Origin of the sequence: Janthinobacterium amylolyticum (assembly GCF_051380655.1) — a bacterium.
Taxonomy (GTDB): domain Bacteria; phylum Pseudomonadota; class Gammaproteobacteria; order Burkholderiales; family Burkholderiaceae_D; genus Janthinobacterium.
Genome location: NZ_JBNYXL010000002.1, coordinates 133,990 through 160,240 on the forward strand (window position 1 = coordinate 133,990; position 26,251 = coordinate 160,240).

The 26,251-nt window shown below is 62.4% G+C and carries 25 protein-coding genes; 19 read left to right on the plus strand and 6 right to left on the minus strand.

Going from position 1 to position 26,251, the window contains the following annotated elements:
• Positions 1–52: 52 nt before the first annotated feature.
• The gene (locus tag ACQ4WR_RS04200; RefSeq protein WP_102297322.1) at positions 53–505 is read right to left on the minus strand and encodes a cache domain-containing protein; all 453 of its coding nucleotides are present in this window, start codon (positions 503–505) and stop codon (positions 53–55) included.
• A 370-nt stretch (positions 506–875) separates the two neighbouring features.
• On the opposite strand from ACQ4WR_RS04200, the gene ACQ4WR_RS04205 reads away from it, so the two are divergent.
• The 5 genes from ACQ4WR_RS04205 to ACQ4WR_RS04225 all read left to right on the plus strand — a co-directional run bounded on the left by ACQ4WR_RS04205 (position 876) and on the right by ACQ4WR_RS04225 (position 6,494).
• Complete coding sequence (locus ACQ4WR_RS04205; protein ID WP_308410634.1) at positions 876–2,153, plus strand: KamA family radical SAM protein; 1,278 nt, start codon at positions 876–878, stop codon at positions 2,151–2,153.
• A 2-nt stretch (positions 2,154–2,155) separates the two neighbouring features.
• On the plus strand, positions 2,156–3,493 hold the full coding sequence (locus ACQ4WR_RS04210) for an MFS transporter (RefSeq protein ID WP_436485524.1): 1,338 nt from the start codon (positions 2,156–2,158) through the stop codon (positions 3,491–3,493).
• On the plus strand, positions 3,438–4,286 hold the full coding sequence (locus tag ACQ4WR_RS04215) for a fumarylacetoacetate hydrolase family protein (RefSeq protein ID WP_102297317.1): 849 nt from the start codon (positions 3,438–3,440) through the stop codon (positions 4,284–4,286). The genes ACQ4WR_RS04210 and ACQ4WR_RS04215 overlap by 56 nt, the downstream gene beginning before the upstream one ends.
• The gene (locus ACQ4WR_RS04220) at positions 4,286–4,852 is read left to right on the plus strand and encodes a carboxymuconolactone decarboxylase family protein (RefSeq protein WP_436485526.1); all 567 of its coding nucleotides are present in this window, start codon (positions 4,286–4,288) and stop codon (positions 4,850–4,852) included. The genes ACQ4WR_RS04215 and ACQ4WR_RS04220 overlap by 1 nt, the downstream gene beginning before the upstream one ends.
• A 91-nt stretch (positions 4,853–4,943) precedes the next feature.
• Positions 4,944–6,494, plus strand: a complete 1,551-nt coding sequence (locus ACQ4WR_RS04225) for a S1C family serine protease (RefSeq protein ID WP_436485527.1) — start codon at positions 4,944–4,946, stop codon at positions 6,492–6,494.
• Positions 6,495–6,550: 56 nt separating this feature from the next.
• Here ACQ4WR_RS04225 and ACQ4WR_RS04230 read toward each other — a convergent pair whose 3' ends face one another.
• The 3 genes from ACQ4WR_RS04230 to yjgA form a co-directional block, all read right to left on the minus strand.
• Positions 6,551–7,219 (minus strand): alpha/beta hydrolase, encoded by a 669-nt coding sequence (locus ACQ4WR_RS04230; RefSeq protein ID WP_436485528.1) that lies wholly within the window; start codon positions 7,217–7,219, stop codon positions 6,551–6,553.
• Entirely contained in the window at positions 7,216–7,845 is a 630-nt protein-coding gene (gene mog / locus ACQ4WR_RS04235) for a molybdopterin adenylyltransferase (protein WP_436485530.1), read from the minus strand. Before mog ends, ACQ4WR_RS04230 begins: the two co-directional genes overlap by 4 nt.
• Before the next feature lie 89 nt (positions 7,846–7,934).
• Complete coding sequence (gene yjgA / locus ACQ4WR_RS04240) at positions 7,935–8,534, minus strand: ribosome biogenesis factor YjgA (protein ID WP_102297305.1); 600 nt, start codon at positions 8,532–8,534, stop codon at positions 7,935–7,937.
• 95 nt (positions 8,535–8,629) lie between these two features.
• Between yjgA and pmbA the strand changes: the two genes are divergently transcribed.
• From pmbA to ACQ4WR_RS04255, 3 genes are all read left to right on the plus strand, one after another.
• The gene (gene pmbA, locus ACQ4WR_RS04245; protein WP_436485532.1) at positions 8,630–9,982 is read left to right on the plus strand and encodes a metalloprotease PmbA; all 1,353 of its coding nucleotides are present in this window, start codon (positions 8,630–8,632) and stop codon (positions 9,980–9,982) included.
• Between the two features lie 243 nt (positions 9,983–10,225).
• Positions 10,226–12,634 carry a TonB-dependent receptor plug domain-containing protein gene (locus ACQ4WR_RS04250; RefSeq protein ID WP_436485534.1) on the plus strand — a complete coding sequence of 803 codons (2,409 nt, stop codon included), beginning with the start codon at positions 10,226–10,228 and terminating at the stop codon, positions 12,632–12,634.
• Positions 12,635–12,649: 15 nt separating this feature from the next.
• Positions 12,650–13,972, plus strand: coding sequence for an aminotransferase class V-fold PLP-dependent enzyme (locus tag ACQ4WR_RS04255; protein WP_436485536.1), 1,323 nt, complete (start codon positions 12,650–12,652; stop codon positions 13,970–13,972).
• Between the two features lie 94 nt (positions 13,973–14,066).
• On the opposite strand, the gene ACQ4WR_RS04260 is transcribed toward ACQ4WR_RS04255, so the two are convergent.
• Entirely contained in the window at positions 14,067–15,191 is a 1,125-nt protein-coding gene (locus tag ACQ4WR_RS04260) for a M14 family metallopeptidase (RefSeq protein WP_436485538.1), read from the minus strand.
• A gap of 141 nt (positions 15,192–15,332) precedes the next feature.
• Here ACQ4WR_RS04260 and ACQ4WR_RS04265 point away from each other — a divergent pair, with 141 nt between their 5' ends.
• Complete coding sequence (locus ACQ4WR_RS04265; protein ID WP_436485540.1) at positions 15,333–15,587, plus strand: hypothetical protein; 255 nt, start codon at positions 15,333–15,335, stop codon at positions 15,585–15,587.
• Positions 15,588–15,684: 97 nt separating this feature from the next.
• On the opposite strand, the gene paaX is transcribed toward ACQ4WR_RS04265, so the two are convergent.
• Positions 15,685–16,614: a phenylacetic acid degradation operon negative regulatory protein PaaX gene (gene paaX / locus ACQ4WR_RS04270; RefSeq protein ID WP_436485542.1), complete on the minus strand. Its 930-nt coding sequence runs from the start codon at positions 16,612–16,614 to the stop codon at positions 15,685–15,687.
• A 266-nt stretch (positions 16,615–16,880) separates the two neighbouring features.
• Here paaX and paaA point away from each other — a divergent pair, with 266 nt between their 5' ends.
• The 10 genes from paaA (at position 16,881) to pcaF (ending at position 26,177) form a co-directional block, all read left to right on the plus strand.
• Positions 16,881–17,870: a 1,2-phenylacetyl-CoA epoxidase subunit PaaA gene (gene paaA, locus ACQ4WR_RS04275; protein WP_436485544.1), complete on the plus strand. Its 990-nt coding sequence runs from the start codon at positions 16,881–16,883 to the stop codon at positions 17,868–17,870.
• A gap of 29 nt (positions 17,871–17,899) precedes the next feature.
• Positions 17,900–18,184, plus strand: coding sequence for a 1,2-phenylacetyl-CoA epoxidase subunit PaaB (paaB, locus tag ACQ4WR_RS04280; protein WP_034746356.1), 285 nt, complete (start codon positions 17,900–17,902; stop codon positions 18,182–18,184).
• Between the two features lie 14 nt (positions 18,185–18,198).
• Entirely contained in the window at positions 18,199–18,951 is a 753-nt protein-coding gene (gene paaC / locus ACQ4WR_RS04285) for a 1,2-phenylacetyl-CoA epoxidase subunit PaaC (RefSeq protein WP_436486090.1), read from the plus strand.
• Positions 18,951–19,496, plus strand: coding sequence for a 1,2-phenylacetyl-CoA epoxidase subunit PaaD (gene paaD / locus ACQ4WR_RS04290; protein WP_436485546.1), 546 nt, complete (start codon positions 18,951–18,953; stop codon positions 19,494–19,496). The genes paaC and paaD overlap by 1 nt, the downstream gene beginning before the upstream one ends.
• 40 nt (positions 19,497–19,536) lie before the next feature.
• Positions 19,537–20,616, plus strand: coding sequence for a 1,2-phenylacetyl-CoA epoxidase subunit PaaE (gene paaE, locus ACQ4WR_RS04295; RefSeq protein WP_102294676.1), 1,080 nt, complete (start codon positions 19,537–19,539; stop codon positions 20,614–20,616).
• Positions 20,617–20,742: 126 nt separating this feature from the next.
• A complete protein-coding gene (gene paaG / locus ACQ4WR_RS04300) occupies positions 20,743–21,534 on the plus strand; it encodes a 2-(1,2-epoxy-1,2-dihydrophenyl)acetyl-CoA isomerase PaaG (protein ID WP_436485547.1) in 792 nt (263 codons plus the stop codon).
• A 1-nt stretch (position 21,535) separates the two neighbouring features.
• Positions 21,536–23,104, plus strand: coding sequence for a 3-hydroxyacyl-CoA dehydrogenase PaaH (gene paaH, locus ACQ4WR_RS04305; protein WP_436485548.1), 1,569 nt, complete (start codon positions 21,536–21,538; stop codon positions 23,102–23,104).
• On the plus strand, positions 23,094–23,552 hold the full coding sequence (paaI, locus tag ACQ4WR_RS04310) for a hydroxyphenylacetyl-CoA thioesterase PaaI (protein ID WP_436485550.1): 459 nt from the start codon (positions 23,094–23,096) through the stop codon (positions 23,550–23,552). Before paaH ends, paaI begins: the two co-directional genes overlap by 11 nt.
• A 68-nt stretch (positions 23,553–23,620) precedes the next feature.
• On the plus strand, positions 23,621–24,949 hold the full coding sequence (paaK, locus tag ACQ4WR_RS04315; protein WP_102294669.1) for a phenylacetate--CoA ligase PaaK: 1,329 nt from the start codon (positions 23,621–23,623) through the stop codon (positions 24,947–24,949).
• Positions 24,950–24,971: 22 nt separating this feature from the next.
• On the plus strand, positions 24,972–26,177 hold the full coding sequence (pcaF, locus tag ACQ4WR_RS04320) for a 3-oxoadipyl-CoA thiolase (protein ID WP_436485552.1): 1,206 nt from the start codon (positions 24,972–24,974) through the stop codon (positions 26,175–26,177).
• Positions 26,178–26,251: the final 74 nt, after the last annotated feature.

A 26,251-nucleotide genomic window follows, 5' to 3' on the forward strand; every position in this document is an offset into this window, starting at 1 on the left:
CGCCGCAGGGCCGCGGCAGCCAGCCGCCGCGCCCGCACTGCGCCGGGGATGGCTATTTTTTGTAGATGCCCGCTTCCAGCACCACGTCGTTGACGCGCAGGATGTAGGTGGTCTTCGGCTCGATCTTGCCGCTGGTGGGATTCTTGTACTGGTAATCGACCCAGCCCTTGCCCTGTTTTTGCGCCAGCTCGATGATTTCACGGCGATACTTCTTGCCATTCGCATCCGGCACATCCGTCAAATCCTTACCCACGATGGACGGGTTGATGGGATGGGCCAGCACGATGCCTGTCTTGATGTCGCGCATGTCCACATACAGCGAACCCTGGACGAAATCGGGATCCTTCGCCGTGATTTTCTTCATCATTTCTTCCTTGCCATGCGCCTTCATGTAGGCGGCACCCCGTTCGGCCATGGCGATGGCATCTTTTTCCGTGGGCTCGACGGCGGCGCTGGCGCTGGCAAATGCCAGGCACAGCAGGCTACCCGTGAATAAGCGTTTCATGAAAGCTCCTTGTGAATATCGATGGATGTGTTGCCAAGCCGTAATTTACGTCGCGCTGGTCCCCCTCAAGTTGCGCTGGCACAAACTAAGGTGTTGCTCACAGGCAGCTTGCGGCGTATTGCCATGGTTGTTGATATGCGGCAATTTGGTTCCGCATGGCAAGAACTATGATGACTTTCGCAGCATGCCAAGTATTCGCCGCATGCGGAAAAATAGGCTGGAACTGGCCGGAATCGGGCCGGTTTCATGGAAGTTATCGATCTTTACTGGCAAGGAGCCGACCGTGTCCGCACTCATTACCGAGCCGTTCTCACCCAAGTTCAAACCATATACGCGGCAAACCATCCAGCAGGCGCGGCAGTGGGCCTGGATGCCGGACGAGCAGCGCGAAGCCGTGCAAGTGGTCTCGCATGTGTTGCCATTTCGCACGAATGAATACGTGCTCGACCAGCTGATCGACTGGAACAATATTCCGGACGATCCCATCTATCGTCTGGTCTTTCCCCACCGCGACATGCTGCCGCCCGAGCAGTACGCGCATTTGCGCGAGCTGGTGCTGGTCAAGCGGGACAAGGCGGCCATTGATGCCTATGTGCACGGCTTGCGCCTGGGCATGAATCCCCATCCGGCCGGGCAGATGACGCACAACGTGCCACGTGTCAACGATGCGCCCGTGCGCGGCCTGCAGCATAAATATGCGCAGACGGTGCTGTTCTTCCCCAGCGCCGGCCAGACCTGCCACGCATATTGCACTTTCTGTTTCCGCTGGCCCCAGTTCGTCGGCATGGACGATATGAAGTTCGATGCGCGCGAGTCGCATGAGCTGGCCGCCTACCTGAAGCTGCATCCGGAAGTAACGGACGTGCTGATCACGGGCGGCGACCCGATGATCATGAACACGCGGCAACTGGCCGCCTATCTGGAGCCGCTGCTGGAGCCGGGTCTCGAGCACATCCAGAACATTCGCATCGGCACCAAGGCGGTGGCGTATTGGCCGCAGCGCTTTGTCTCCGACCGCGATGCGGATGATTTGATGCGCCTGTTCGAGCGCATCGTCAAGGCGGGCAAGAACCTGGCCGTGATGGGGCATTACAGCCATGCTGTCGAGTTGCGCCAGGACATCGCCCAGCAAGCCGTGAAGCGCATCGTTTCCACGGGTGCCACCTTGCGCATGCAGGGGCCGCTGATCCGCCACATCAATGAAGACCCGAACAGCTGGGCCGAACTGTGGCAGACGGGCACGCGGCTGGGAGCGATTCCGTATTACATGTTTGTCGAACGGGACACGGGTCCGCGCGGCTATTTCGAGTTGCCCCTGGCAAAAGCGCACGAGATTTTCCAGGCTGCCTACCAGATGGTGTCCGGCCTGTCGCGCACGGTGCGGGGACCGTCCATGAGCGCGTTTCCCGGCAAGATCGTCATCGACGGCATCGTCACCATCAATGGCGAAAAACTGTTCGCCCTGCAGTTCTTGCAGGCGCGCAATCCGGACTGGGTGCGCCGGCCGTTCTATGCGAAATTCGATGCGGAAGCGACGTGGATGGATCACTTGAAACCCGCGTTCGGCCACGATAAATTCTTCTTCGAGACGGATGAACCTGTGCCACAGGTGCCGCATAAAGTCATCCGCCTGGCGCAGGCTGCCTGAGCATGCACGGCGGCGCAGCAGCGCGCCCCGGCGTGGCCGTGTTTTGCCTGGTGTTCCTGCCGTTCGCGCTTGGGCATTATCTGTCGTGCCTGCTGCGCGGCGTGAATGCCGTGCTGACGGCGGAATTGCTGGGCGCCATCGCCCTGACGCCTGCCCAGCTGGGACTGCTGACCAGCGCCTTCTTTCTCGCCTTTGCACTGGTGCAATTGCCGGTTGGCATGGCGCTCGACCGCTACGGTCCCCGCACCGTGCAAGTGTGGCTGCTGGCGCTGGCGGCCGCCGGCGTGTGGCTGTTTAGCCGGGGCCACAGTTTTACCGAACTGATGTGGGCGCGGGCCATGATGGGCGCCGGGCTGGGCGGCTGCTTCATGGCGGCCGTGAAGGCGATCTCGTGCGCCATCGCCCCCGCGCGCCTGCCGTCCGTGCATGGCTACCTGATCGCCGTCGGCGGCCTCGGCGCGGCCACGGCCACCATGCCTGTCAAGCTGGCGCTGCATTACACGGACTGGCGCGGCATCTTCCTGGGGCTGGCGCTGGCGGTGCTGGCCATCGGCTTGCTGATCCGTATCTTGTCGCCGGCCACGCCCGCGCCTGCCGCCGCGGTCAACAAGGCCAGCGTGTGGAGCGTCTACCGCGACCCGGCTTTTCGCCGCACCATCGGCTTGATCCTGTTGCCGCACACGGTGTTCTTTGGCGTGCAAGGCTTGTGGATAGGTCGCTGGCTGGCCGATGTGGGCGGCCTGTCCGACGACAATGTCGCGTATCTGCTGTACCTGGGCATGGCGGCCGTCATCTTCGGCGCCATCGGCATGGGCATGCTGACGGAGTGGGCGGGGCGGCGCGGCATGGCGCCCATGCAAGTGGCCGCCATGGGTATCGTCCTGTTTGTCGCCGTACAGGTGGCCATGGCGTGCAATAGCGTGCCCAGCCTGCCCTTGCTGTCCGTGCTGTTTACCTTGCTGGGCACGGTGACGGGCCTCGAGTATGCGATCGTCGCGCAAAGCATGCCGGCCAGCTTGACGGGCAGGGCGGCCACCTGCCTGAACTTGCTGATTTTTACGGGCGCTTTTCTGGTGCAGGCGGGCTTTGGCCTGATCCTTGGCTGCTGGCCCCTGAACAGCCAGCTGCAGTATCCGCCGCAGGCCTACCAGGCGGCGTTTGGCGTGCTGGCGGCCTTGCAGCTGCCGGGACTTGCGATGTTTTTCATCCACCGCTACAGGCGTGCCGGGCCATCCGGTAAAATGGCAGACTGCACAGCGGCAATGATCAACTCCAAGGAAGACTATGAAACTCGTTCGTTATGGACGTCCAGGCAAGGAAAAACCGGGCCTGATCGATGAAGAAGGCAAACTGCGCGACCTGTCCGGCGTGATTGCCGATATTGACGGTGCACAACTGTCCGACAAGGCCTTGCGCAAGCTGGCCAAGGTCGATGAAAAGACGCTGCCCCTGGTGCGCGGCAATCCACGCTTCGGCGTGCCGCTGGCCAAGGTCGGGAAATTCATCGGCATCGGCCTGAACTATGCGGACCACGCGGCCGAATCCGGCATGCCGATTCCCGCCGAACCGATCGTCTTCATGAAGGCCATTACCTGCCTGAATGGCCCGGACGACAATGTCGTGCTGCCGAAAGGTTCCAGGAAGACGGACTGGGAAGTGGAGCTGGGCGTCATCATCGGCACGCGCGCGCAGTATGTCAGCGAAGAAGATGCCCTGAAATACGTGGCCGGCTATTGCGTCGTCAACGACATTTCCGAGCGCGCGTACCAGCTGGAGCGGGGCGGCCAATGGGACAAAGGCAAGGGCTGCGACACTTTCGGCCCCGTCGGCCCATGGCTGGTGACGCGCGATGAAGTCATCGACGAGCAAGACCTGGACCTGTACCTGGAAGTCAACGGCAAGCGCATGCAGACCGGCAATACGCAAACCATGATCTTCACGGTGGCGCAGATCGTCAGCTACCTGTCGCAATTCATGACCCTGGAACCGGGCGACGTCATCGCCACGGGCACGCCGCCGGGCGTTGGCCAGGGCCGCAAGCCGCAGCGCTTCCTCAAAAAAGGCGACAGCATGCGCCTGGGTATCGCCGGCCTGGGCGAGCAGCAGCAGGACGTGGTCGCCTGGACCGCCTGATGGCTGGTAGCGCTATCGACCGCCTGCCCGCGCTGCCGCTGAAGCAACTGGATCCGCAGCAGCGCGCCGCCGCGCAAGCCATCATCGACGGTCCGCGCGGGGCGCTGTACGGCCCCTTCGTGCCGCTGATCCGCAGCCCCGAGCTGATGGAAACGGCGCAGCGCATGGGCGAGTATTTGCGCTACCGCAGCGCCATCGGCACGCGGCTGTCGGAACTGGCGATCCTGGTGACGGCGCGCCAGTGGGACCAGCAGGTCGAGTGGGCCATTCACGCGCCGCTGGCCGTGCAAAACGGCATCGCGCAGGCGGCCGTGGACGCCATCGCCGCGCGGCGCGCGCCTGTTTCCTTGAAAGAGGACGAGCAAGCCGTGCACGATTTTTGCATCGAGCTGCAGCAAAACAAGCGGGTCAGCGACGCCACGTATGCGCAGGCGCTGGCCCTGTTTGGCGAGCACGGCGTGGTGGACTTGATGGGGATCAATGGCTACTACACCTTCCTGGCCATGGTCATGAATGGCGCGCAGACGGCGGTGCCGGCATTGGGCGTGGCGCCGTTGCCGGAGTAGCGGCGCTCTTCGCTGGAAGATGGACAAATTGTAATGATTTTGCAATTAATCAATATATAATTTTGATTCCCTTCCATTGCGAAAACGCCCAATGAAAACTCGTTCGTGCTTCACCCTGATGGGCCGTGCCTTGCTGGTACTGGCCTTTTCTTTTTGCCCGTTGATGACAGGGCGTGCACTGGCTGCCGAGAGCGCCGCCGCCAGCGCTTCGGCCCTGGAGAATTCCGTCGTCAAGGTGTTTTCCACCTTGCGCGGCCCCGACCCCTACAAGCCGTGGAGCAAGGCGGCGCCGCAATCGGTGACGGGATCGGGCGTGGTCATCGATGGCCACCGCATCCTCACCAACGCGCACGTGGTGGGCTATGCCAGCCAGGTGCAGATCCAGGCCAATGGCGCCGGCGACAAGATAGGCGCCACCGTGCTGGCCATTTCGCGCGGCATGGACCTGGCCTTGCTGCAAGTCGAGGACGAAAGTTTTTTCGACAGCCACAAGCCGCTGCCGCGCGCCAATGTCCTGCCTGACGTGCGCGATGCTGTGCTGGCTTATGGTTATCCGACGGGCGGCACTTCGCTGTCGATCACCAAGGGCATCGTCTCGCGCATCGAATTCGTGCACTACAACTTTCCCGTGTCCGGCTTGCGCATCCAGATCGATGCGGCCATCAATCCGGGCAACAGCGGCGGGCCGGTGGTCGCCGGCGACAAGATGATCGGCCTGGCGTTTGCCGGCATGCTCAACGCGCAAAATATCGGCTACATTATTCCTAACGAGGAAATCGAATTGTTCCTGCGCGACCAGGCCGCTGGCGCACCGAAGGGCAAGCCGGCCATGCGCGACGTGACGCAGACCCTGGAAAACCCGGCGCTGCGCAGCTACCTGAGGCTGGCCAAGGGCGTCGAAGGCGCGGTGGTGATGAAGCCGGCCAGCAAGGATGCGCAATATCCGCTCAAGGAATTCGATGTCATTACGCACATCGGTGAATTTCCCATCGATAACCAGGGTATGGTCAAACTGAATAGCAATAGCCGCGTGCGTTTCCAGTACCGGGTGCAGCAATTGGCGAAAAATGGCATGCTGCCGCTGACGGTCGTGCGCCAGGGTGCACCGCTGAAAGTCAGCTTGCCCGTGTCGGCCGAGCACCCGATGCTCATTTCCGGCCTGCAGGGGAATTACCCCTCGTATTTCATCTTCGGTCCGATGGTCTTTTCGCGCGCCACGACGGAATTCATGGCCGCGCCAAACGGCAATGCACCCATGTTGTATGGCATGAGCTTTGCCGGCAATCCGCTCGTCACGCGCCGCGGCGATGCGCCCGATGCCGAGCGCGAGGAACTGGTGGTGGTCGCCGCACCATTTTTCCCGCACAAGCTGATGAATGGCTACAGCACCCGCTTCTTCTCCGTCATCGACTCCATCAACGGCGTGCCCGTGCGCAGTCTGGCGCACCTGGTGGCTTTGCTGCGCGACCAGACGGATGAGCTGCTGACTTTCCGTTTCCAGCAGCGCGATGCCGAGCTGGTCGTCGTGCCGCGCAAGGACATGCTGGCCGCCACGGAATCGGTGCTGACGGATAACGGCATCCGTTCGGAAGCGTCGCCCGACATGCTGAAGGTCTGGAATCAAAAAACGCCGGCGAACTGATCGTTCCCGGCGTTCGGCAAAACAGCAGGCGCGGCGCACACCGCGCCTGTTTTATTTTAGGCCAGCACTTTTTTCAGCCAGGCGCCGATGGCGTCGATCTCTTCCTGGCACAGCGAGTGCTGCATCATGTACTCGTGCCATTCCACCTTGTAACCCATACCGGTCAGCAAGTCGCGCGACTGCTGCGCGCGGGCGATCGGCACCACCGGGTCGGCCGTGCCGTGGGCCATGAAGATCGGCGTCTGCAGGCTGGCCGGCGTGCGTTCAAGCGCCGTCTTGTCGGCCAGCGGCAGATAGCCGGACAGGCACATCAGGCCAGCCAGCGGCTCGGCGTGGCGCAAGCCCGTTTGCAGGGTCATGGCGCAGCCTTGCGAGAAACCGGCCAGGATGATGCGGCTGGCGGGAATGCCGCGCGCTGTTTCGCGCGCGATCAGCGCTTCGATCTGCTGCTGCGAGGCGCGCAGGCCGGCTTCGTCTTCGCGGCGCACCAGGTCGCTTACGAGGATGTCGTACCAGGCGCGCATCACATAACCGTTGTTGATGGTGACGGGCATGGTGCCGGCGCTGGGGAAAATGAAACGGATGGCGGGGCAGCCGCGCAGGTCGAGTTCTTTGACCAGGGGCACGAAGTCATTGCCGTCGGCGCCCAGGCCGTGCATCCAGATGATGGAGACGGTGGGATTCGGTGCGCTGTCGAGTTCGATGGTTTCCAGCAAAGTGCTCATGTGTTTTCCTCAGGTAAAGGTTGCGCCGGACGCAGCGCCGATTTGGGGCGGAAGGCCTTGCAGATGGCCGGGTCGGTTTCCATGTAGGGGCCGCCGATGAGGTCGATGCAATATGGCACGGCGGCAAAGATGCCGTTGACCAATTGATTTCCATCAGCATCTTTCAGCCCTTCCAGGGTTTCCTTGATGGCTTTCGGCTGGCCCGGCAAGTTCATGATCAGGGCGGCGCGCTCGGGCGTCTCGCGGATCACGGCCACCTGGCGCGAGAGGATCGCCGTCGGCACGAATTGCAGGCTGATCTGGCGCATCTGTTCGCCGAAGCCGGGCATTTCCTTGGTCCCGACGGACAAGGTCGCATCCGGCGTCACGTCGCGCCGCGCGGGACCCGTGCCGCCCGTCGTCAGGATCAGGTGGCAATGGTTCAGGTCGACCATGTCGATCAGGGTGTTTTCAATCTGCGAACGCTCGTCCGGGATCAAGCGCTTTTCCAGGCGGAATGGCGTACGGATGGCGGCAGCCAGCCAGCTTTCCAGGGCCGGGATGCCCTGGTCTTCATACACGCCGTCGCTGGCGCGGTCCGAAATCGACACGAGGCCGATAATCAATTCGTCTTCTATCGTGGTCATGGGGCACCTGTTTATGTCGTAAAAAAACCGGGCTGATCCCGGTTTTTAGCTACTTTCGGGGTCAGACCCGCCGGGTCTGACCCCAGTTTTTACTCGTCGTCGTCGCCTTCAACGTCATCTTCGTCGGCATCTTTCTTGCCGCCGTTGTTCTTCTTGGCGATCTCTTTCAAGATCTGGAAGATTTCACGGTAGGCTTTTGGCGGCTTGTTCTCGGCCTGCTCCTTGCGGGCATTGCGGATCAGGGTGCGCAGGTGCTGAACGTCCAGTTCCGGGTTTTCCGACAGCAAGACGGTCAGCGCCTTGTCGTCCGTCAACAGCTTGTCGCGGCGGCGTTCCATCGCGTGCATATTCGCCGTGTCGGCTTTCGACAAGCCTTTCCAGCTATCGATGGTGCGTTGGATGGCGGCAACTTCTTCCTCGTCCAGGGTGCGCATTTTCTTGCCCACGTATTGCAGCTGGCGGCGGCGGCCTTCATGATCCTTGATCTGCTGGCACTCGAGAATGGCGTCGCGCACGTCTTCCGGCATCGGAACGCGCTTGACGCGGTCACGTGCCTCATTGACAAGTTCTTCGCCCAGCTTTTGCAGGACGGTCATCTGGCGCTTGAGTTCCGACTTCGAAGGACGTTCATATTCCTGTTCGAATTCGGTGGATTGGAAGCCGCAAGCTCCCCGGTTTGGATTTGGCATGATATAAAGGCGGGAGAGGACTTGTGGACCGCTCCTGTAAACTGTAAACGACTGCTATGATAACCGTTTTAGCGGCTTTCCGAAGAAAACAGCGCATGAACGACTCCGTATTTACCCATAGTCAAGAGCAATTGCAGCAACTGGCCCGTGATGTGTTGTCTTTTGCGCGGGAAGCGGGCGGCACTGATGCCGCCGTCGAAGTCAGCGAAGGCGGCGGCCTGTCCGTGTCTGTCCGAAAAGGCAAGATCGAGACGATCGAGCAAAACAAGGACAAGGGCATGGGCGTGACCGTGTTTGTTGGCAAGAAACGCGGCAATGCCAGTACCTCCGATTTTTCCCCGTCCGCCCTGCGCGCCACGGTGGACGCCGCCTACAACATCGCCCGCTTCACGGCCGAGGACGATTGCGCGGGCCTGGCCGACGCCGAGCTGCTGGAAATGGCACCGCGCGACTTGCAACTGTATTACCCGTGGCTGATATCCGCCGAGGAAGCCGTGGTGCTGGCCCAGCGGGCCGAAGCGGCCGCCTTTGCCGTCGACCCGCGCATCACCAACAGCGAAGGCGCGGGCGTGCACGTGCAGCAATCGCACTTTGTTTCGGCCAATTCGCGCGGTTTCATCGGCGGCTATCCGTTCTCGCGCCACACCCTGTCCGTCGCGCCGATTGCCGGCAAGGGGGCGAAAATGCAGCGCGACGACTGGTATTCGTCCGTGCGCGATGCCTCCACAATGTCGAGTCCTGAAGCCATCGGCCGCTACGCCGCCGAGCGCGCCCTGTCGCGCCTGAACGCGCGCAAGCTCGGTACGCGCACCTGTCCCGTGCTGTTCGAGGCGCCATTGGCTGCCGGCTTGCTGGGTACCTATGTGCAAGCCACCTCGGGCGGCGCCCTGTACCGCAAGTCCACGTTCTTGCTCGACTCCCTGGGCACGCAGGTGCTGCCGTCGCACGTGCAGATCTTCGAGGACCCGCACGTGATCGGCGGCGTCGGCTCGGCGCCGTTCGACGAGGAGGGCGTGAAAACCGTCAGCCGCGACGTCGTCAAGGATGGCGTGGTGCAAGGCTATTTCCTGTCGACCTACACGGCCCGCAAGCTGGGCATGCAGACCACGGGCAACGCCGGTGGTTCGCACAATCTGTACCTGACCTCGACAGAGACGGCCGCCCATGACGGTTTCGTTGCCATGCTGAAAAAGCTGGGTACGGGCTTGCTGGTGACGGAATTGATGGGGCAGGGTACCAACTACGTGACGGGCGACTATTCGCGCGGCGCTTCCGGTTTTTGGGTGGAAAATGGCGTGATCCAGTATCCGGTGGAAGAAATCACCATCGCCGGCAACATGAAAGACATGCTGCGCAACATCGTTGCCGTCGGCGCCGACGTGCTGCGCCGCGGCACCAAACAGACCGGTTCCATCCTCATCGAGAGCATGGTGGTGGCGGGCGGCTGACGTCGTTACTTGCTCCACTACAGGCGCCGCTGGCGCCTTTTTTCATGGGCGTGTGGTTTTTCGCAGCACCGATCAGCTCGTCATACGGATGAAACATTGCCTTCGTATGATGACGCCATCTGACGTTATCTGCGCAATTTAGATGCTTTTAATGTAAGTAAGCCGAACTTCGTGATATTTCATGCAAGATGCGAGTCTTGCCGTGACGCGTCGTTGTTGATCCAACCTGCCAAGTGACTCCCCATGACCTATTTCCGTACCCGCATCGCCCGCGCGGTGGCCCTGATGTGTGGCATGACCGCCGTGTTCGCCAGTCAGGCGCAAGCGCATGGCGATGCGCCCGCCGCCGCTGCCGCCAGCGACTCCCTCGAGGCCCCGCAAGCCGTGATCGTCACGGGCACGCGCGGCAGCAACCGCACGCAATTCGACACCATGGCGCCCGTGGATGTATTCAACCGCGAAGATATCGGCGCCGTCGAGTCGTCGGACTTGAACGATGTGCTGGCGCAACTGGTGCCCTCGTACGTGGTGCAGCGCCTGCCGATGGCCGATGGACAAGTGTTCGTCCGTCCCGCCACCTTGCGCGGCCTGTCGCCGGACCAGACCCTGGTGCTGGTCAATGGCAAGCGCTTCCACCGCAGCGCGCTGCTGGGCGCGCGCGGCGCGCAGGCGCCCGACCTGGCGCAGATTCCCGTTGCCGCCATCAAGCGCATTGAAGTGCTGCGCGACGGCGCCTCGGCGCAGTACGGTTCCGACGCGATCGCCGGCGTGATCAACATCATTCTCGACGACACGGTCGGCACGGAAATTTCCGTACACCACTCGCAATATTCGGAAGGCGACGGCAAGGCCAATGAACTCAACCTGAAGACGGGCTTTGCGTTTGGCGAGACGGGCAAGGCAACGCTTTTCGGCGCGCTGGCCCAGTCCGATCCCACCTCGCGCACGCGTCAGCGGGCCGATGCCATCGCCTTCCAGAATGCCCATCCTGAACTGAAGGTGCCGAATCCCGTGCAGCGCTGGGGCCAGCCTGAGCTCGACAGCAAGCGCATCGGCTTCAATGCCAGCATGGCCCTGTCCGACACGGCGGAACTGTATGGCTTCGGCCTGTTCAGCCGCAGCGACGGCACCTCGGACTTCAACTGGCGCAATCCCGATACCAGCACGGGCGCGTACAAGACCAGCACCCTGTTCCCCGGCTGGGACTTGCGCAGCATCTATCCGCTCGGCTTCAGCCCCAGCTATTCGAACGACCAGGATGACGTACAGGTGGTGGCCGGCGTGCGCGGCCATTTCAACGAGCGCTTCGGCTGGGATGTGAGCGCTTCCTGGGGCCGCAACCGCATCGATTACCACCTGGCCAATTCCATCAACGCCTCGATGGGACCGAGCAGCCCGACGGCGTTCTACCTGGGCCAGTTGTCGCAGACGGAAAAAATCCTCAACGCCAACTTCAACTATGAATTGCCCGTGGCATCCCTGCCGCAGCCGGTGAACATCGCCTTCGGCGCCGAAGCGCGCAATGAAACCTATGGCGTGAAGGCGGGCGATGCGGCGTCCTACCTGGTGGGACCGGGCGCGGCCATCGGCCTCGACGCGAACGCGAACGGCGCCCCCGGCTTCAGCGATCGCCAGGCGGGCAGCTGGGGGCAGGACAGCTATGCGGCCTACCTGGACGTGGAAGTGCCCGTCAGCAAGGCGTTGAGCCTGGGCGGCGCGGCCCGCTATGAGCATTTCTCCGAATTCGGCAGCACCGTCAATGGCAAATTGTCGGCGCGCTATGCGCTGAGCGAGGACATGGCCTTGCGCGGCTCCTACTCGACGGGCTTCCGCGCGCCTACGCCTGGCCAGTCGAATACCAACAGCACCAACCAGGGCCTCGATACCAAGACCCTGCTGCTGTTTACCAGCGGCCGCCTGGCCAACAACGATCCGCTGGCCATGCTGCTGGGCGCCAAGGCCTTGAAGCCGGAAAAATCGAAAAACCTGTCGCTGGGTTTTACTTGGAAGACGCCGGCGGGCTTCTCCGGTTCCGTGGACGTATATGACATCAAGGTCAGCGACCGCTTCAGCACGTCCGCCGCATTTGCCGTGCCGGCCGGCGTGGCCAATCCGCTGCGCTACACGTCCATCAGCTATTTTACGAATGACTTCGATACCACCACGCGCGGCATCGATATCGTCGGCAGCCACCTGAGCCGTATCGGGGATGGCAAGCTGAACCTGACCCTTGCCTACAACTACAACACGACCAAAGTCGATGGCGGCAATTCCAGCCTGGTGACGAATCCGGCCCAGCGCCAGGTCTTCGAGGAACGCCTGCCGCGCCAGAAAGCCACCATCAGCGGCAACTATGACCTGGGCAGCTGGAATACTCTGGCCCGCGTGCGCTACTATGGCGCGTGGACGGACAATTCGGGCAATGCCACGGGCGACATCTTCCAGCGTTTTGGTGCCATGCAATTCCTGGACCTGGCGGCCAGCTACAAGATCAGCGACAAGCAGTCGCTGCGCATAGGCGTCGATAACGTGCTGGATAAATATCCCGATGAAGCAACGTTCCAGGCCAGCCGCGGCTTGATTTATTCGCGCAATGCGCCGTACGACACGGATGGCCGCAACCTGTATGTCGAGTACAAAGTGAAATTTTAAGGGGAAACTTTGAAAATGAATCCACAACGCCGCGCGCTGCTGTGCGCCAGCTCGCTGGCCGCCGCGCTGCCCTTTGCCGCAGGCGCTGCGGACGCCGCGCCGCCGGCCGCCGCCTTGCCGCCGCTGCCAGCCGTGCCGGCCGGCATGACACCGGACATGCTGGCCACGCACCAGGCCTACTGGCAGGCGGTGGTCGCGCAGTACGACACGACGGACGCGGTGATCCAGCTCGACAATGCCTTCTGGGGTTCAATGGCCAGGCCCGTGCTGTCGCATTACGAGCAGCAGCTGAGCATGGTCAACCGCGACAATGCCTGGTATGCGCGCATGCGCTTTCCTGCGGACTTCGAGGCGGCGCGCGCGGCAGCCGCCAGGGCGCTGGGCGTGGGCATCGATGAAATCGTGCTGACGCGGGGCGCGACGGAAGCGCTGCAAGTCTTGATCGCCGGCTATAACCGCTTGCGTCCCGGCGATACCGTGCTCTACGCGGACATCGATTACGACAATATGATCACCGTCACGCGCTGGCTGCGGCAGCGGCGCGGCGCCGAGGTGGTGTCGATCGCCATCCCGGAACCGTTTACGCACGATAGCGTCGTGGCCGCGTATGTTGCCGCCATGGAGCGCCATCCGAAGCTGAAACTGATGCTGCTCACGCATGTGAATCACCGCAATGGCATGGTCTTGCCCGTGGCCGAGATCAGCCGCCTGGCGCGCGAGCGGGGCATCGATGTCATCGTCGACACGGCGCACGGCTTTGGCCAGCTGGACATGACGATACCCGACCTGCAGGCGGACTTTGCCGGTATCAACCTGCACAAGTGGATCGGTGCGCCCGTGGGCGTGGGCGCCATCTACATCAAGCGGGGCAGGGTGGCCGACATTGACCCCTTTATGGGCGAAGTGCGGGACGAAACTGCGGGCGACGACATCCGCACCCGCGTGCACACGGGCACGGTGAATTTCGCCGCCTACCTGAGCCTGCCCACGGCGCTGGACTTGCATGCGCACATCGGCGTGGCCAACAAGCAGGCGCGGCTGCGGCTGCTGCGCAACCGCTGGGTGGAGGCGGCGCGCGGCATCGACGGCATCGAGGTGCTGGCGTCAGCCGATCCACGCCTGACGAGCGCTATCGCGTCGTTCCGCTTGAAAGGCAAGACGAGCGTGGCCGATAATTTTGCCCTGTCGAAAAAACTGGTGCAGGAGCACGGCATCTTTGCCGTGCCGCGCGATGGCCTGGCCAACGGCGCGTGCGTGCGCGTGACGCCGGGCATCTTTACGCCGGAGTCGCATCTGGACAAGCTGGTGGCGGCGCTGCGCAAGGTAGCCAAGGGCTGATGAAGAGGGAAACGCAGGGGAACGCGGCCCGCCTGCGACAGGCGGGCCGCGTGATGGCGGCGCTGTTAATGCATCAACGCTGCGAATACAGCGATCAAGCGCGCAGGGTCGCCAGGATCGGTTGCAGTACGGCAGCACCCAGGGCGGCGCTGCGGGCACCGCTCCAGCCCGTTTGCGGGTCGGGATCGTTAGCATTGTCCTTGAACGGCAGTTCCAGGGTCAGGGCCAGGCAGCCGAAGGCGTGCGTGATGTGGGGCGAACCCATGGTCAGCACTTCCGGCGTGAACGGGCCGTCTTCATAGCCGTACACATCCTGGAAGTCGGGGCTGGCCACCTTGAAATCGGCGATGAAGCGGTCTTGCTCGGCTTTTTGCGCCGGCGTGAAATTCTCCAGCGCATCGCTGCCGGCCACGAATACGTAAGGCAAACCTTCGTCGCCATGCACGTCGAGGAACAGGTCGCAGCCAATTTCATGCATCTTCTGTTTCACCAGGAACACTTCCGGGCTGCGTTCCATCGACGGCGTCATCCATTCACGGTTCAGGTTGGCGCCAGCCGCGTTGGTGCGCAGGTTGCCATGCACGGAACCGTCCGGATTCATGTTCGGCACCACGTAGAAGACGGCGTCCTGCAGGCATTGGCGGGCAAACGGATTGGCCTGGTCCAGCAATGCTTCGAGCATGCCTTCGACAAACCATTCAGCCATCGTTTCACCGGGGTGCTGGCGCGCGATGACCCAGACTTTCGTCTCGGCATCGGCATCGCCCACCACCAGCAGATTCATGTCGCGGCCTTCGACAGTGCTGCCCAGGTCGATCAAGCGCACCAGCGGCGACGCTTGGGCGCTGTCGATCAGGGCCAGGTGGCGGTCCCATGGATACGGCTCGAAGTAGGCGTAGTACACGCTTTCTTCTTCCGGCGTGTGTTCGATGGTCATCACCGTGCCGTCATAGCTGGTCGGCACGCGGAACCACGTTTCGCGGTCGTAGCTGGCGACAGCCTGGTAGTCTTTCCAGCCGTCCGGGTAGGCCGACTTGCCCGCATTCATGAAGCGGATCGTGCACGCCTCGCCCTGCGCGCCTTGCAGGCGGAAGTAAAACCACTGCGTGATGTCGGCGTGGGAATCCTTGCGGATGTTCAGCTCGATGGATTGGGCATCGTCGGCGCGCAGCACCTCGATCGCGCCGGCATCGAATTGCTGGCTGATTTTAATGGTCATGTGTGTTCCTGATAAAAACGTATGGGTTTTGCATCGTGTGCAATGGCGCGATGATACCCGTTTTAGCCGCGCCTTTGTGCTGGCGCAAACGGCGTAGTGCATGCTTTGCTAAGGTGATAGCTCCAACATGGGGAGAGCATCATGGACGACAACGGCAACCACATCCGCGAGCTGGAAAAGAAAGTCAGCGCCCTCAGCGACGCCCTGGCGCATCTGGGCAAGGGCACCACCTTGCAGGAATTGCTGCGCATCCTGCGTTTTCCCGGCTACACGACGCCGGCCGAGTTCACCTTCAACGCGGCCATCCTCGACACCATGCTGGTGCAGACCAATGCGCTGGAAAAGCTGGGGCAGGATTTGCTGGCAGGGGCCAAGCAAGTGGTGGCGAAGCAGTGAACGCCTGAGAAAATGTCCATGGCGGCGTTGCGTTGCCTTGGCGTACTAGTCGTACTGCCTGCGGCCACGCGCCTGGCCCTGAACATTTTTCAGACGTTCAAGTAGTCAGGCCGCCAAAACGTTCAAAAAACCACGGCTCGACGTCGGGGGCATGCTCATCCTCGCGCCGCAATGTCGCCAGGATATGTTCCTCGGCCGCCGCATACGTGATGCGGTACAGGTCGCGCGCCAGCGCGTAGGCTTGCGTGCCGGGCCACGGTTCGGGCAGCAGCTCGACGGGCAGTTGCGGGTCATGCAATTGCACGCGGCGGTAGGCGTGCGTCAGCAGCGAGCGGATGACGAACGCCTGCTCCGCGTCGAACACGGGTTCTTGCTGCAACACGGTCAGCAGCGGCTGGAAGCTGGCAATGAATTTTGCGTAGCCGGCCATCACTTCCGACAGATCCCAGCATTCACCGACCATGTCGCGCAGGGGGCGCGCGCTCACGCCCGGCAATTCCGTGGTGTGGCAGACATACAGCTTGCCTTGGACCTCGTTGCGCACAAGAATGTCTTCCAGCGCTTCCGCATTGCTGGCCGGGTGGCCAAAGATGCCGGGGGAAATCAAACCATAGCCGGCCCACAATAATTCCTTGCGCAGTGCGCCCCGTTCCGCGGCGCCGATGCTGCCGGCCGGGCCGATCACCAGGGTCCAGCTGCCATCCCAGTGCACTACCAATGGCGCATAGATGCGGCGGTAGGCGCGCTCGAAGCGGGCCAGCGCGTCCGGACGTATCGTGTAGGCGCTGCGGCGGCCATCCCTTTGCGAGCTGAGCCAGCCTTCCTGCGCCAGGCGGAACACGCTGGTGCGCAATAGCCGGTCATTCACGCCGAACGGCGCCAGCAGGTCGATCAGACTGCCCAGCCAGATGGCGCCGCCGCGCGGCACGATGGCGTCGCCAAAAATCGTCATCACCAGGGACTTCGAGCGCGGTGGGTCGCTTTCCAGGAAATCGGCTATCCATGCCGTGCAGCGGGTGTTCTTCATGTGGTTCCGGTCTGGCCGTGTTGCGGTCGATTCAATAAAAGCAGCAGTTTACTTGGCTGCGCGGGTAGCGCGTCAATAATTTGCCGGGCGCGCTGGTAGCGCTCCGGAGTGTTTTCTCATAAGCAATATCATACGCACAAAAAAGCTGCACAAGATACGATTTTTTAAAATGATTCACATCAAGTGTATGCAAATTGTTTTTTGTATCGTATTATTACTTCATCGCGCTGCGCTGCTGCGCAACATCAAGACATGGGAGACACATCATGTACGCACAAATGGTTGAAACCGGCCTCAAAAATGTCCGCTCCATCGATGACATGGGGCAGGAAGAACGCGCTTTCCAGGCGCGCATCGACGAAGGCATCAAGATCGAAGCCAAGGACTGGATGCCGGACGCCTACCGCAAGACCTTGGTCCGCCAGATTTCGCAGCACGCGCACTCGGAAATCGTCGGTCAGTTGCCTGAAGGTAACTGGGTCACGCGCGCCCCGACCCTGAAACGCAAGTCCATCCTGCTGGCCAAGATCCAGGATGAAGCGGGCCACGGCCTGTACCTGTATAGCGCTGCGGAAACCCTGGGCGTGTCGCGCGACGATCTGCTGGCCGCCTTGCACTCGGGCAAAGCCAAATATTCCAGCATCTTTAACTACCCCACCCTGTCGTGGGCCGACATGGGCGCCATCGGCTGGCTGGTCGACGGTTCCGCCATCATCAACCAGATTCCCCTGTGCCGCTGCTCGTATGGCCCGTATGCGCGCGCCATGATCCGTGTCTGCAAGGAAGAATCGTTCCATGCGCGCCAGGGCTACGACATCATGATGTCGCTGTGCAAGGGCACGCCGGCACAGAAAGCCATGGCGCAAGATGCCTTGAACCGCTGGTGGTGGCCGTCGCTGATGATGTTCGGCCCGTCCGACGCCGCTTCCGTCAACAGCGCCCAGTCGGCGCAATGGCGCATCAAGCTGTTCTCGAACGACGAATTGCGCCAGCGCATGGTCGACCAGACCGTGCCGCAAATTGAATACCTGGGCTTGACCGTGCCCGATCCCGACCTGAAATTCAATGCCGAAACGGGCCACTATGAATTTGGCGAGATCGACTGGTCCGAGTTCAACAACGTCCTGAAGGGCAACGGCCCGTGCAACCGCGAGCGCCTGCAAACGCGCGTGAAAGCGTATGAAGATGGCGCATGGTTCCGCGATGCCTTGGTCGCGTATGCAGACAAGCAAGCCGCTAGCAAAGCGGCAGCCTGAATATAAATACACAGATAGGGGATAGCAACATGAGCAAAGAATGGCCATTGTGGGAAGTTTTCATCCGCAGCCAGCACGGCCTGGCGCACAAGCATGTGGGCAGCCTGCACGCGTCCGACGCCACCATGGCGGTCAACCATGCGCGCGACGTCTACACGCGCCGCAATGAAGGCGTGAGCATCTGGGTGGTGCGCGCGGCCGATATCGTCGCCAGCAGCCCCGGCGACAAGGGCGCCCTGTTCGAACCGTCGAACAGCAAGGTGTACCGCCATCCCACCTTCTTCCCGATGCCGGAAGAAGTCAAGAACCTGTGATGGGAGCGCCTGTAATGGATGACAAGGTCAATTATCTTTTTCGCCTGGGCGACAACGCCCTGATCCTCAGCCAGCAGCTGTCGCAGCTGTGCGGCAAGGGTCCGGCGCTGGAAGAAGACATGGCGCTGACCAACGTGGCGCTGGACTTGCTGGGCCAGACGCGCTTGTGGTTCAGCTATGCGGCGGAACTGGAAAACGCGGGTCGCGACGAGGACGATATCGCCTTTTTGCGCGACGCCCATGATTTCAAGAACTGCCTGCTGGTCGAACAGCCGAACGGCAATTACGCCGACACCATGATGCGCCAGTTCTTCTTCGACAGCTGGCATTACTTCCAGCTGCTGGAGCTGCTGAAATCGACGGATGGCCGCATCGTCGAAGTGGCGCAAAAGTCGATCAAGGAAGTCACGTACCACCTGCGCCGCAGCGGCGACCTGATCGTGCGCCTGGGCGATGGCACGGCGGACAGCCACGCGAAAACGCAAGCCGCCGCCGACAAGCTGTGGATGTACACGGGCGAGATGTTCAAGTACGACGCCGTCGACCAGGCCATGGTCGCTGCCGGCATCGCGCCGCCATCGGACATCCTGCGCCAGGCCTTCCTCGAACACGTGGCCGAGATCTTCGCTGAAGCCACCTTGACCATGCCGGCGTCCGACGCCTGGATGCAAAAAGGCGGCAAGCAGGGCACGCACACCGAGCACCTGGGTTTTATTCTGGCCGAGATGCAGTTCCTGCAGCGCGCCTATCCCGGGGCGGAGTGGTAATGAACACGGCCGCTGGCGCCGCGACGCTGGATGCCGCCCAGGTCTGGGCCTGGCTCGGCGACGTGCCGGACCCGGAAATTCCCGTCATTTCGGTGGTGGACCTGGGCATCGTGCGCGCCGTCGACGTGGTCAGCAGCGAAGAGTGCATCGTGACGATCACGCCCACGTATTCGGGCTGCCCGGCCATGCAGGTGATCGCCGATGCCGTCACCGAGGCCTTGCGCAGCCATGGCGTGGACAAGGTGACCCTGGTGAACCAGCTGTCGCCCGCCTGGACCACGGACTGGATGAGCGAAGCGGGCAAGGCCAAGCTGAAAGGCTATGGCATCGCCCCGCCGCAGCAGCAGGTGATCGACATCAGCGGCCTGCGTAGCGGAACAGCGGGTGGCGTCAAGCGCCAGCCCATGCCGAAGCTGGACGTGATCTGCCCGAACTGCGGCTCGACGCATACGCAGCTGACCAGCCAGTTCGGCTCCACGCCGTGCAAGGCGCTGTACAAATGCATCGATTGCCGCGAACCGTTTGATTACTTCAAGTGCCACTAAAAAAACCAGGCACACGTTCCGAAGAAACTGGAGATGAAGCATGAGTAAATTTTATCCGCTGTGTGTGGCCAACGTGCGCAACGAAACGCGCGACACCATCGCCGTCACGTTCGACGTGCCGGCGGAACTGCAGCAGCAGTTCCGCTTCCAGCAGGGCCAGCACCTGACCCTGCGCGCCAATATCAACGCGGAAGACGTGCGCCGCTCGTATTCCATCTGTTCCGCGGTGCAGGACGGCAGCCTGCGCGTGGCTATCAAGCGCACGCCCGGCGGCGCCTTTTCCACCTGGGCGAATGACACCCTGAAAGCCGGCGCCACCATCGACGTGATGCCGCCCATGGGCCACTTCAACGTGCCGCTCGACTGCGTCAACCGCAAGCATTACCTGGCATTCGCGGCCGGCAGCGGCATCACGCCCATCCTTTCCATCATCAAGACCACCCTGCTGACGGAACCCCTGAGCCGCTTCACGCTGTTCTACGGTAACCGCGCCTCGTCGTCCGTCATCTTCAAGGAAGAATTGACGGACTTGAAGGACGTGTATCTGGAGCGCCTGAACCTGGTGTACGTGATGAGCCGCGAGCAGCAGGATATCGAATTGTTCAACGGCCGTATCACGCAGGAAAAATGTGAACAGTTCCTGCAGCACTGGATCAAGGTCGAAGACTACGACAACGCCTTCATCTGCGGCCCGGAAGACATGATGCTGGGCGTCTCCGCCGCCCTGCAGGCGGCCGGCATGCCCAAGCAGAATATCAAGATCGAACTGTTCGCCGCCAGCATCCCGAAAAACCTGCATAAGCCGCGCGCCCAGATGGCTGCGGACGCCGTGCAGGAAACGGAAGTGACCGTCATCATGGATGGCAACCACACCACCTTCACGATGGACAAGGACAAGGAATCCCTCCTCGACGCCGGCCTGCGCGCCGGGCTGGACATGCGCTACTCATGCAAGGGCGGCGTATGCTCGACCTGCCGCTGCAAGATACTCGACGGCAAAGTGGAAATGGACGTCAACTACGCGCTGGAAGACTACGAAGTGGCGCGCGGCTTTGTCCTCAGTTGCCAGAGTTTTCCGCTGACCGACAAGGTGGTGGTCGATTTCGACCAGGCTGAATAACATCAGACCCCAAGCGAAGACTGGGGTCGGACCTTAAGGGGGTATTCGGCCCAGTGGGCCGAATAACGATTCCGCAGGACCGACCTTTCTGATCCTTGGGTTGAAAACTAAAAACCGAGACACGCCATGACCTACCAAAATATCCTCTTCACCATCGAACAGGGCATCGCCACCCTGACCCTGAACCGCCCCGACAAACTGAATAGCTTCACCCAGGCCATGCACGAGGAAGTGCGCGATGCGATTGCCAAGGTCAACGCGGACAATTCCGTGCGCGTCTTCGTGCTGACGGGTGCGGGCCGCGGCTTTTGCGCGGGCCAGGATCTGTCCGACCGCGCCGTGGAACCGGGTTCCAAGGGCGTGGACCTGGGCGAATCGGTGGAAAAGAACTATGCGCCGCTGGTGCTGGCCCTGAAAGCCCTGCCGATGCCGGTGATCTGCGCCGTCAATGGCGTGGCGGCCGGTGCGGGCGCCAACCTGGCGCTGGCCTGCGACATCGTCATCGCCGGCAAATCGGCCAGCTTCGTCGAAGTGTTCTGCAAGCTGGGCCTGATCCCGGACACGGGCGGCACCTTCTTCCTGCCACGCCTGATAGGTTCGGCGCGCGCCATGGGCCTGGCCATGCTGGGCGAAAAACTGACGGCGGAAAAAGCCGAAGACTGGGGCCTGATCTGGAAATGCGTCGACGATGCCCATCTGGCGGAAGAAACGCGCAAGCTGGCCGTGCACTTTTCCACCGCGCCGACCAAGGGCCTGGCCTACACCAAGCAGGCATTGGCCGCCAGCGGCGCCAACACCCTGCCGCAGCAACTGGCGCTGGAAGCGCGCATGATGAGCGATCTTGGTAACAGCGACGATTACCGCGAAGGCGTCGCCGCCTTCATGGAAAAGCGCGCACCGCAATTCAAGGGACACTGATATGGCAGCTCTGGACAACAACAGCATCGTCGCCGTCATCGGCAGCGGTGCCATGGGCGCGGGCATCGCGCAGGTGGCGGCCGCCGCCGGCTACCGCGTCAAACTGTACGATACGCGGGCGGAAGCCGTCAGCAAGGCGCTGGCCGACATTGGCAAGATGTATGCGAAGCTGGCCGAAAAGGGCCGCATGACGGCCGATGAAGCCACGGCCGCCACGGCGCGCCTGCAGGCGGCCGGCAGCCTGGCCGATGTGAGCGATGCTGCCCTGGTGGTGGAAGCCATCGTGGAAAACCTCGACGTCAAGCGCGGCCTGTTCGCCGAACTGGAAGCGCTGGTCGGCGACGACTGCATCCTGGCGACAAACACGTCGTCGATTTCCGTCACGGCGATCGCCGCCAAGCTGCGCCGCCCGGAGCGCCTGGTCGGCATGCACTTCTTTAATCCCGTGCCCCTGATGGCGCTGGTCGAAGTGATCAGTGGCCTGGCTACCAGCGCGCAAGTGGCCGCTACCGTGTATGACACCTCGATCGCCTGGGGCAAGAATCCCGTGCATGCGAAATCGACGCCGGGCTTCATCGTCAACCGCGTCGCCCGTCCGTTCTATGCGGAAGGCTGGCGCTTGCTGAACGAACAGGCGGGCGACGCCGCCACCATCGATGCCGTGCTGCGCGAAGCGGGCGGTTTCCGCATGGGGCCTTTCGAACTGATGGACCTGATCGGCCACGACGTGAATTTCTCCGTCACCCAATCCGTGTTTGGCGCTTATTTCAACGACCCGCGCTTCACGCCTTCCGTGCTGCAGCAGGAAATGGTCAATGCCGGTTTCCTCGGCCGCAAATCGGGCCGTGGTTTTTACCCGTACGGCGAAGGCGCGAGCGCTCCTGTGGCACAGGCGGAAAGCGCACAGGCGACCCCGGAATTTGTCGCCCTGGCGGCGGCCATCGGCGGCGATGGCCGTGGCCACAGCGGCATCATTCACAGCCTGGTGCAGCGCCTGGAGCAGGCCGGCATCACCGTCAGCCGCCGCGTCATGCAGGAAGGCCAGGCGCATGACGAGGCGCCGGCCCTGCATTGCAACGGCGCCGCGATTTACCTGAGCGATGGCCGCAGCGCCACCCAGCGCGCGCACGACAACCAGCACCCCGATACGGTGCTGTTCGACCTGGCACTCGACTATGCCGGTGCCAAACGCATCGCCGTGGCGCGCGCCGACCAGTGCAGCGATGCCGCCTACTCGGCCGTCGTCGGCCTGTTCCAGGCGGCCGGTTTCACCGTCACGCGCCTGGACGACGTGCCCGGCCTGGCCGTCATGCGCACGGTCGCCATGCTGGCCAACGAGGCGGCCGACGCCGTCAACCAGGGTGTGTGTACCGTGGCCGCCGTGGATATCGCCATGCAGAAGGGCGTCAACTATCCGCGCGGACCGCTGGCCTGGGCCGATGCCGTCGGCGTCCAGCACATCGTGACCGTATTGCAGCACCTGGCGCTGGGCTATGGCGAAGACCGCTATCGCGTCTCGCCGCTGCTGCGCCGCAAACTTGCCAATGGAGCCCGCTTTCATGCCGAATGATATGTCAGACAAGAACCACAATCTGAGCGCGCAAGCGCTGGCCGAAGCGGCCGCCGCCTCCATGCTGTCGCGCGATAACGCCACCGCCGCCATGGGCATCGCCCTGGCCGACGTGGGCCCGGGCCATGCGCGCATGACCATGACGGTGCGCGCCGACATGCTCAATGGCCACCAGACCTGCCACGGCGGCTTCATCTTTGCCCTGGCCGACAGCGCCTTCGCGTTTGCCTGCAACAGCTACAACATGAATACCGTGGGCGCCGGCTGCACCATCGACTACCTGGCGCCGGGCCGCGAAGGCGACGTGCTGACGGCGCACGCCGTCGAACAGGCGCTGGCCGGCAAGAGCGGCGTCTACGACGTCAAGGTCAGCAACCAGGAAGGCCGCGCCATCGCGCTCTTCCGCGGCAAGTCGATCCGCGTGGCGGGTGAAGTCATCAGCAATTGAAGTGACAAGAGCAGGCTTGAACTGCCGCAACGAATTACATAGTTAAAGAACCGATTCAGGAGACAGAGATGGTCCAGAGAACCCCAGCACCGAATGACCTCGAGCCGATCGAGCGCGCCAGCAAGGATGAACTGCAGGCGCTGCAGCTCGAACGCATGAAATGGTCGCTCAAGCACGCCTATGACAACGTGCCCCATTACCGCGCCGCTTTTGACGAAGCGGGCGTGCATCCGGACGACCTCAAATCGCTGTCCGACCTGGCCAAATTTCCGTTCACCGATAAAAAAGTCTTGCGCGACAATTATCCGTTCGGCCTGTTCGCCGTGCCGCGCGAGCAAGTGGTGCGCATCCACGCGTCGAGCGGCACCACGGGCAAGGCCACGGTGGTTGGCTACACGCAGAACGATATCGATACCTGGGCCAATGTGGTGGCGCGTTCGATCCGCGCCGGCGGTGGCCGCGCGGGCGACATGGTGCACATCTCCTACGGCTACGGCCTGTTCACGGGCGGCCTGGGCGCGCATTACGGCGCCGAGCGTCTCGGTTGCACGGTCATTCCGATGTCCGGCGGCCAGACGGAAAAGCAGGTGCAATTGATCCAGGATTTCAAGCCATCGATCATCATGGTCACGCCGTCCTACATGCTCAACATCATCGAGGAATTCACGCGCCAGGGCCTGGACCCGGCGGAATCGTCGCTGAAGGTGGGCATCTTTGGCGCCGAGCCGTGGACGGACGCCATGCGCTCGGAAATCGAAGCGCGTGCCGGCATCGACGCCGTCGATATCTACGGCTTGTCGGAAGTGATGGGCCCTGGCGTGGCCTCCGAATGCATCGAGAGCAAGGACGGCCCCGTTATCTGGGAAGACCATTTTTACCCGGAGATCATCGACCCTGAAACGGGCGAAGTGCTGCCGGACGGCGAAGAGGGCGAACTGGTGTTTACCTCGCTGTCGAAAGAGGCGCTGCCCATCATTCGCTACCGCACGCGCGACCTGACCCGCTTGCTGCCGGCCACCTCGCGCTCGATGCGCCGCATCGGCAAGATCACGGGCCGTTCCGACGACATGCTGATCATCCGCGGCGTGAACGTCTTCCCCACGCAGATCGAGGAACTGATCCTCAAGATGCCGCGCCTGTCGCCGCAATACCAGCTGGTGGTCACGCGTGACGGCCATCTGGACAAGCTGGAAGTGGTGGCCGAACTGCGCATCGACCTGACCGCTACCATCTCGGCCAGCGAGACGGATGCCCTGGCGCGCGAACTGGAACACCGCATCAAGACGCACGTGGGCGTGAGCACGCGCGTGCGCCTGGTCGCCGCTTCCGGCATCGAACGCACCCTGACGGGCAAGGCCCGCCGCGTGATCGACCAGCGCCCGAAAATTTTCTCCTGATAGCCCGAACAAGGAAGCAGACATGAACGAAGCCTTTATTTGTGACGCCGTACGCACACCGTTTGGCCGCTATGGCGGCGCGCTGTCCAGCGTGCGCGCCGACGACCTGGGCGCGCTGCCGATCGCCGCGCTGATCGCCCGCAACCCGTCCGTCGACTGGTCCGCCATTGATGACGTGTTTTATGGTTGCGCCAACCAGGCGGGCGAGGACAACCGCAACGTGGGCCGCATGGCCGCGCTGCTGGCCGGCTTGCCGGCGGCCGTGCCGGGCAACACCATCAACCGCCTGTGCGGCTCCAGCCTGGACGCCGTCGGCATGGCGGCCCGCTCCATCAAGGCAGGCGAAGCGGAACTGATCATCGCCGGCGGCGTGGAAAGCATGACGCGCGCGCCGTTCGTCATGGGCAAGGCCGACAGCGCATTTTCGCGCGCGGCGAAAATCGAAGACACGACCCTGGGCTGGCGCTTCGTCAATGGCAAGATGAAAACGCAGTACGGCATCGACACCATGCCGGAAACGGCGGAAAACGTGGCCGTGGAATTTGGCATCAGCCGCGCCGATCAGGATGCGCTGGCCTTGCGCAGCCAGCAGCGCTGGGCAGCCGCCCACGCCGCTGGCGTGTTCGAGCGCGAGATCGTGCCCGTCGCCGTACCGCAAAAAAAGGGTGATCCGAAAATGGTCATCAGCGACGAACATCCGCGCCCGGACACCTCGATCGAGATGCTGGCGAAACTCAAGGGTGTAGTGAAAGCGGATGGCACCGTCACGGCCGGCAATGCTTCGGGCTTGAACGACGGTGCCTGCGCCATCCTGCTGGCGTCCGCCGCCGCCGTCGACAAATACAAGCTGACGCCGCGCGCAAAAGTGCTGGGCATGGCCACGGCTGGCCTGGCGCCGCGCATCATGGGTTTTGGACCGTCGCCAGCGTCGCGCAAGGTGCTGGCGCAGACGGGACTCACCATCGCGCAGATGGATGTCATTGAACTCAATGAGGCGTTTGCGGCGCAGGCCCTTGCCGTGACGCGCGACCTGGGTCTGGCTGACGATGCGGCCCACGTGAATCCGAATGGCGGCGCGATCGCCATCGGCCACCCGCTGGGCGCATCGGGCGCGCGCCTGATGATGGCCGCGTTGAACCAGCTGGAACGGACTGGCGGGCGCTATGCGCTGTGCACCATGTGCATCGGCGTGGGGCAGGGTATTGCTGTAGTAATTGAACGCGTATAAAAACGAAAATAAAAGGCGCAGGCTTGTAAAAAAGCGCCGACCATAATTGACCGTAGTGCCAACCTGGTGGAGAC

Bases quoted from the DNA above. Each gene is read 5' to 3' on its own strand.
- ACQ4WR_RS04200 (WP_102297322.1), bottom strand. From the start codon at position 505: ATGAAACGCTTATTCACGGGTAGCCTGCTGTGCCTGGCATTTGCCAGC.
- ACQ4WR_RS04205 (WP_308410634.1), top strand. From the start codon at position 876: ATGCCGGACGAGCAGCGCGAAGCCGTGCAAGTGGTCTCGCATGTGTTG.
- ACQ4WR_RS04210 (WP_436485524.1), top strand. From the start codon at position 2,156: ATGCACGGCGGCGCAGCAGCGCGCCCCGGCGTGGCCGTGTTTTGCCTG.
- ACQ4WR_RS04215 (WP_102297317.1), top strand. From the start codon at position 3,438: ATGAAACTCGTTCGTTATGGACGTCCAGGCAAGGAAAAACCGGGCCTG.
- ACQ4WR_RS04220 (WP_436485526.1), top strand. From the start codon at position 4,286: ATGGCTGGTAGCGCTATCGACCGCCTGCCCGCGCTGCCGCTGAAGCAA.
- ACQ4WR_RS04225 (WP_436485527.1), top strand. From the start codon at position 4,944: ATGAAAACTCGTTCGTGCTTCACCCTGATGGGCCGTGCCTTGCTGGTA.
- ACQ4WR_RS04230 (WP_436485528.1), bottom strand. From the start codon at position 7,219: ATGAGCACTTTGCTGGAAACCATCGAACTCGACAGCGCACCGAATCCC.
- mog (WP_436485530.1), bottom strand. From the start codon at position 7,845: ATGACCACGATAGAAGACGAATTGATTATCGGCCTCGTGTCGATTTCG.
- yjgA (WP_102297305.1), bottom strand. From the start codon at position 8,534: ATGCCAAATCCAAACCGGGGAGCTTGCGGCTTCCAATCCACCGAATTC.
- pmbA (WP_436485532.1), top strand. From the start codon at position 8,630: ATGAACGACTCCGTATTTACCCATAGTCAAGAGCAATTGCAGCAACTG.
- ACQ4WR_RS04250 (WP_436485534.1), top strand. From the start codon at position 10,226: ATGACCTATTTCCGTACCCGCATCGCCCGCGCGGTGGCCCTGATGTGT.
- ACQ4WR_RS04255 (WP_436485536.1), top strand. From the start codon at position 12,650: ATGAATCCACAACGCCGCGCGCTGCTGTGCGCCAGCTCGCTGGCCGCC.
- ACQ4WR_RS04260 (WP_436485538.1), bottom strand. From the start codon at position 15,191: ATGACCATTAAAATCAGCCAGCAATTCGATGCCGGCGCGATCGAGGTG.
- ACQ4WR_RS04265 (WP_436485540.1), top strand. From the start codon at position 15,333: ATGGACGACAACGGCAACCACATCCGCGAGCTGGAAAAGAAAGTCAGC.
- paaX (WP_436485542.1), bottom strand. From the start codon at position 16,614: ATGAAGAACACCCGCTGCACGGCATGGATAGCCGATTTCCTGGAAAGC.
- paaA (WP_436485544.1), top strand. From the start codon at position 16,881: ATGTACGCACAAATGGTTGAAACCGGCCTCAAAAATGTCCGCTCCATC.
- paaB (WP_034746356.1), top strand. From the start codon at position 17,900: ATGAGCAAAGAATGGCCATTGTGGGAAGTTTTCATCCGCAGCCAGCAC.
- paaC (WP_436486090.1), top strand. From the start codon at position 18,199: ATGGATGACAAGGTCAATTATCTTTTTCGCCTGGGCGACAACGCCCTG.
- paaD (WP_436485546.1), top strand. From the start codon at position 18,951: ATGAACACGGCCGCTGGCGCCGCGACGCTGGATGCCGCCCAGGTCTGG.
- paaE (WP_102294676.1), top strand. From the start codon at position 19,537: ATGAGTAAATTTTATCCGCTGTGTGTGGCCAACGTGCGCAACGAAACG.
- paaG (WP_436485547.1), top strand. From the start codon at position 20,743: ATGACCTACCAAAATATCCTCTTCACCATCGAACAGGGCATCGCCACC.
- paaH (WP_436485548.1), top strand. From the start codon at position 21,536: ATGGCAGCTCTGGACAACAACAGCATCGTCGCCGTCATCGGCAGCGGT.
- paaI (WP_436485550.1), top strand. From the start codon at position 23,094: ATGCCGAATGATATGTCAGACAAGAACCACAATCTGAGCGCGCAAGCG.
- paaK (WP_102294669.1), top strand. From the start codon at position 23,621: ATGGTCCAGAGAACCCCAGCACCGAATGACCTCGAGCCGATCGAGCGC.
- pcaF (WP_436485552.1), top strand. From the start codon at position 24,972: ATGAACGAAGCCTTTATTTGTGACGCCGTACGCACACCGTTTGGCCGC.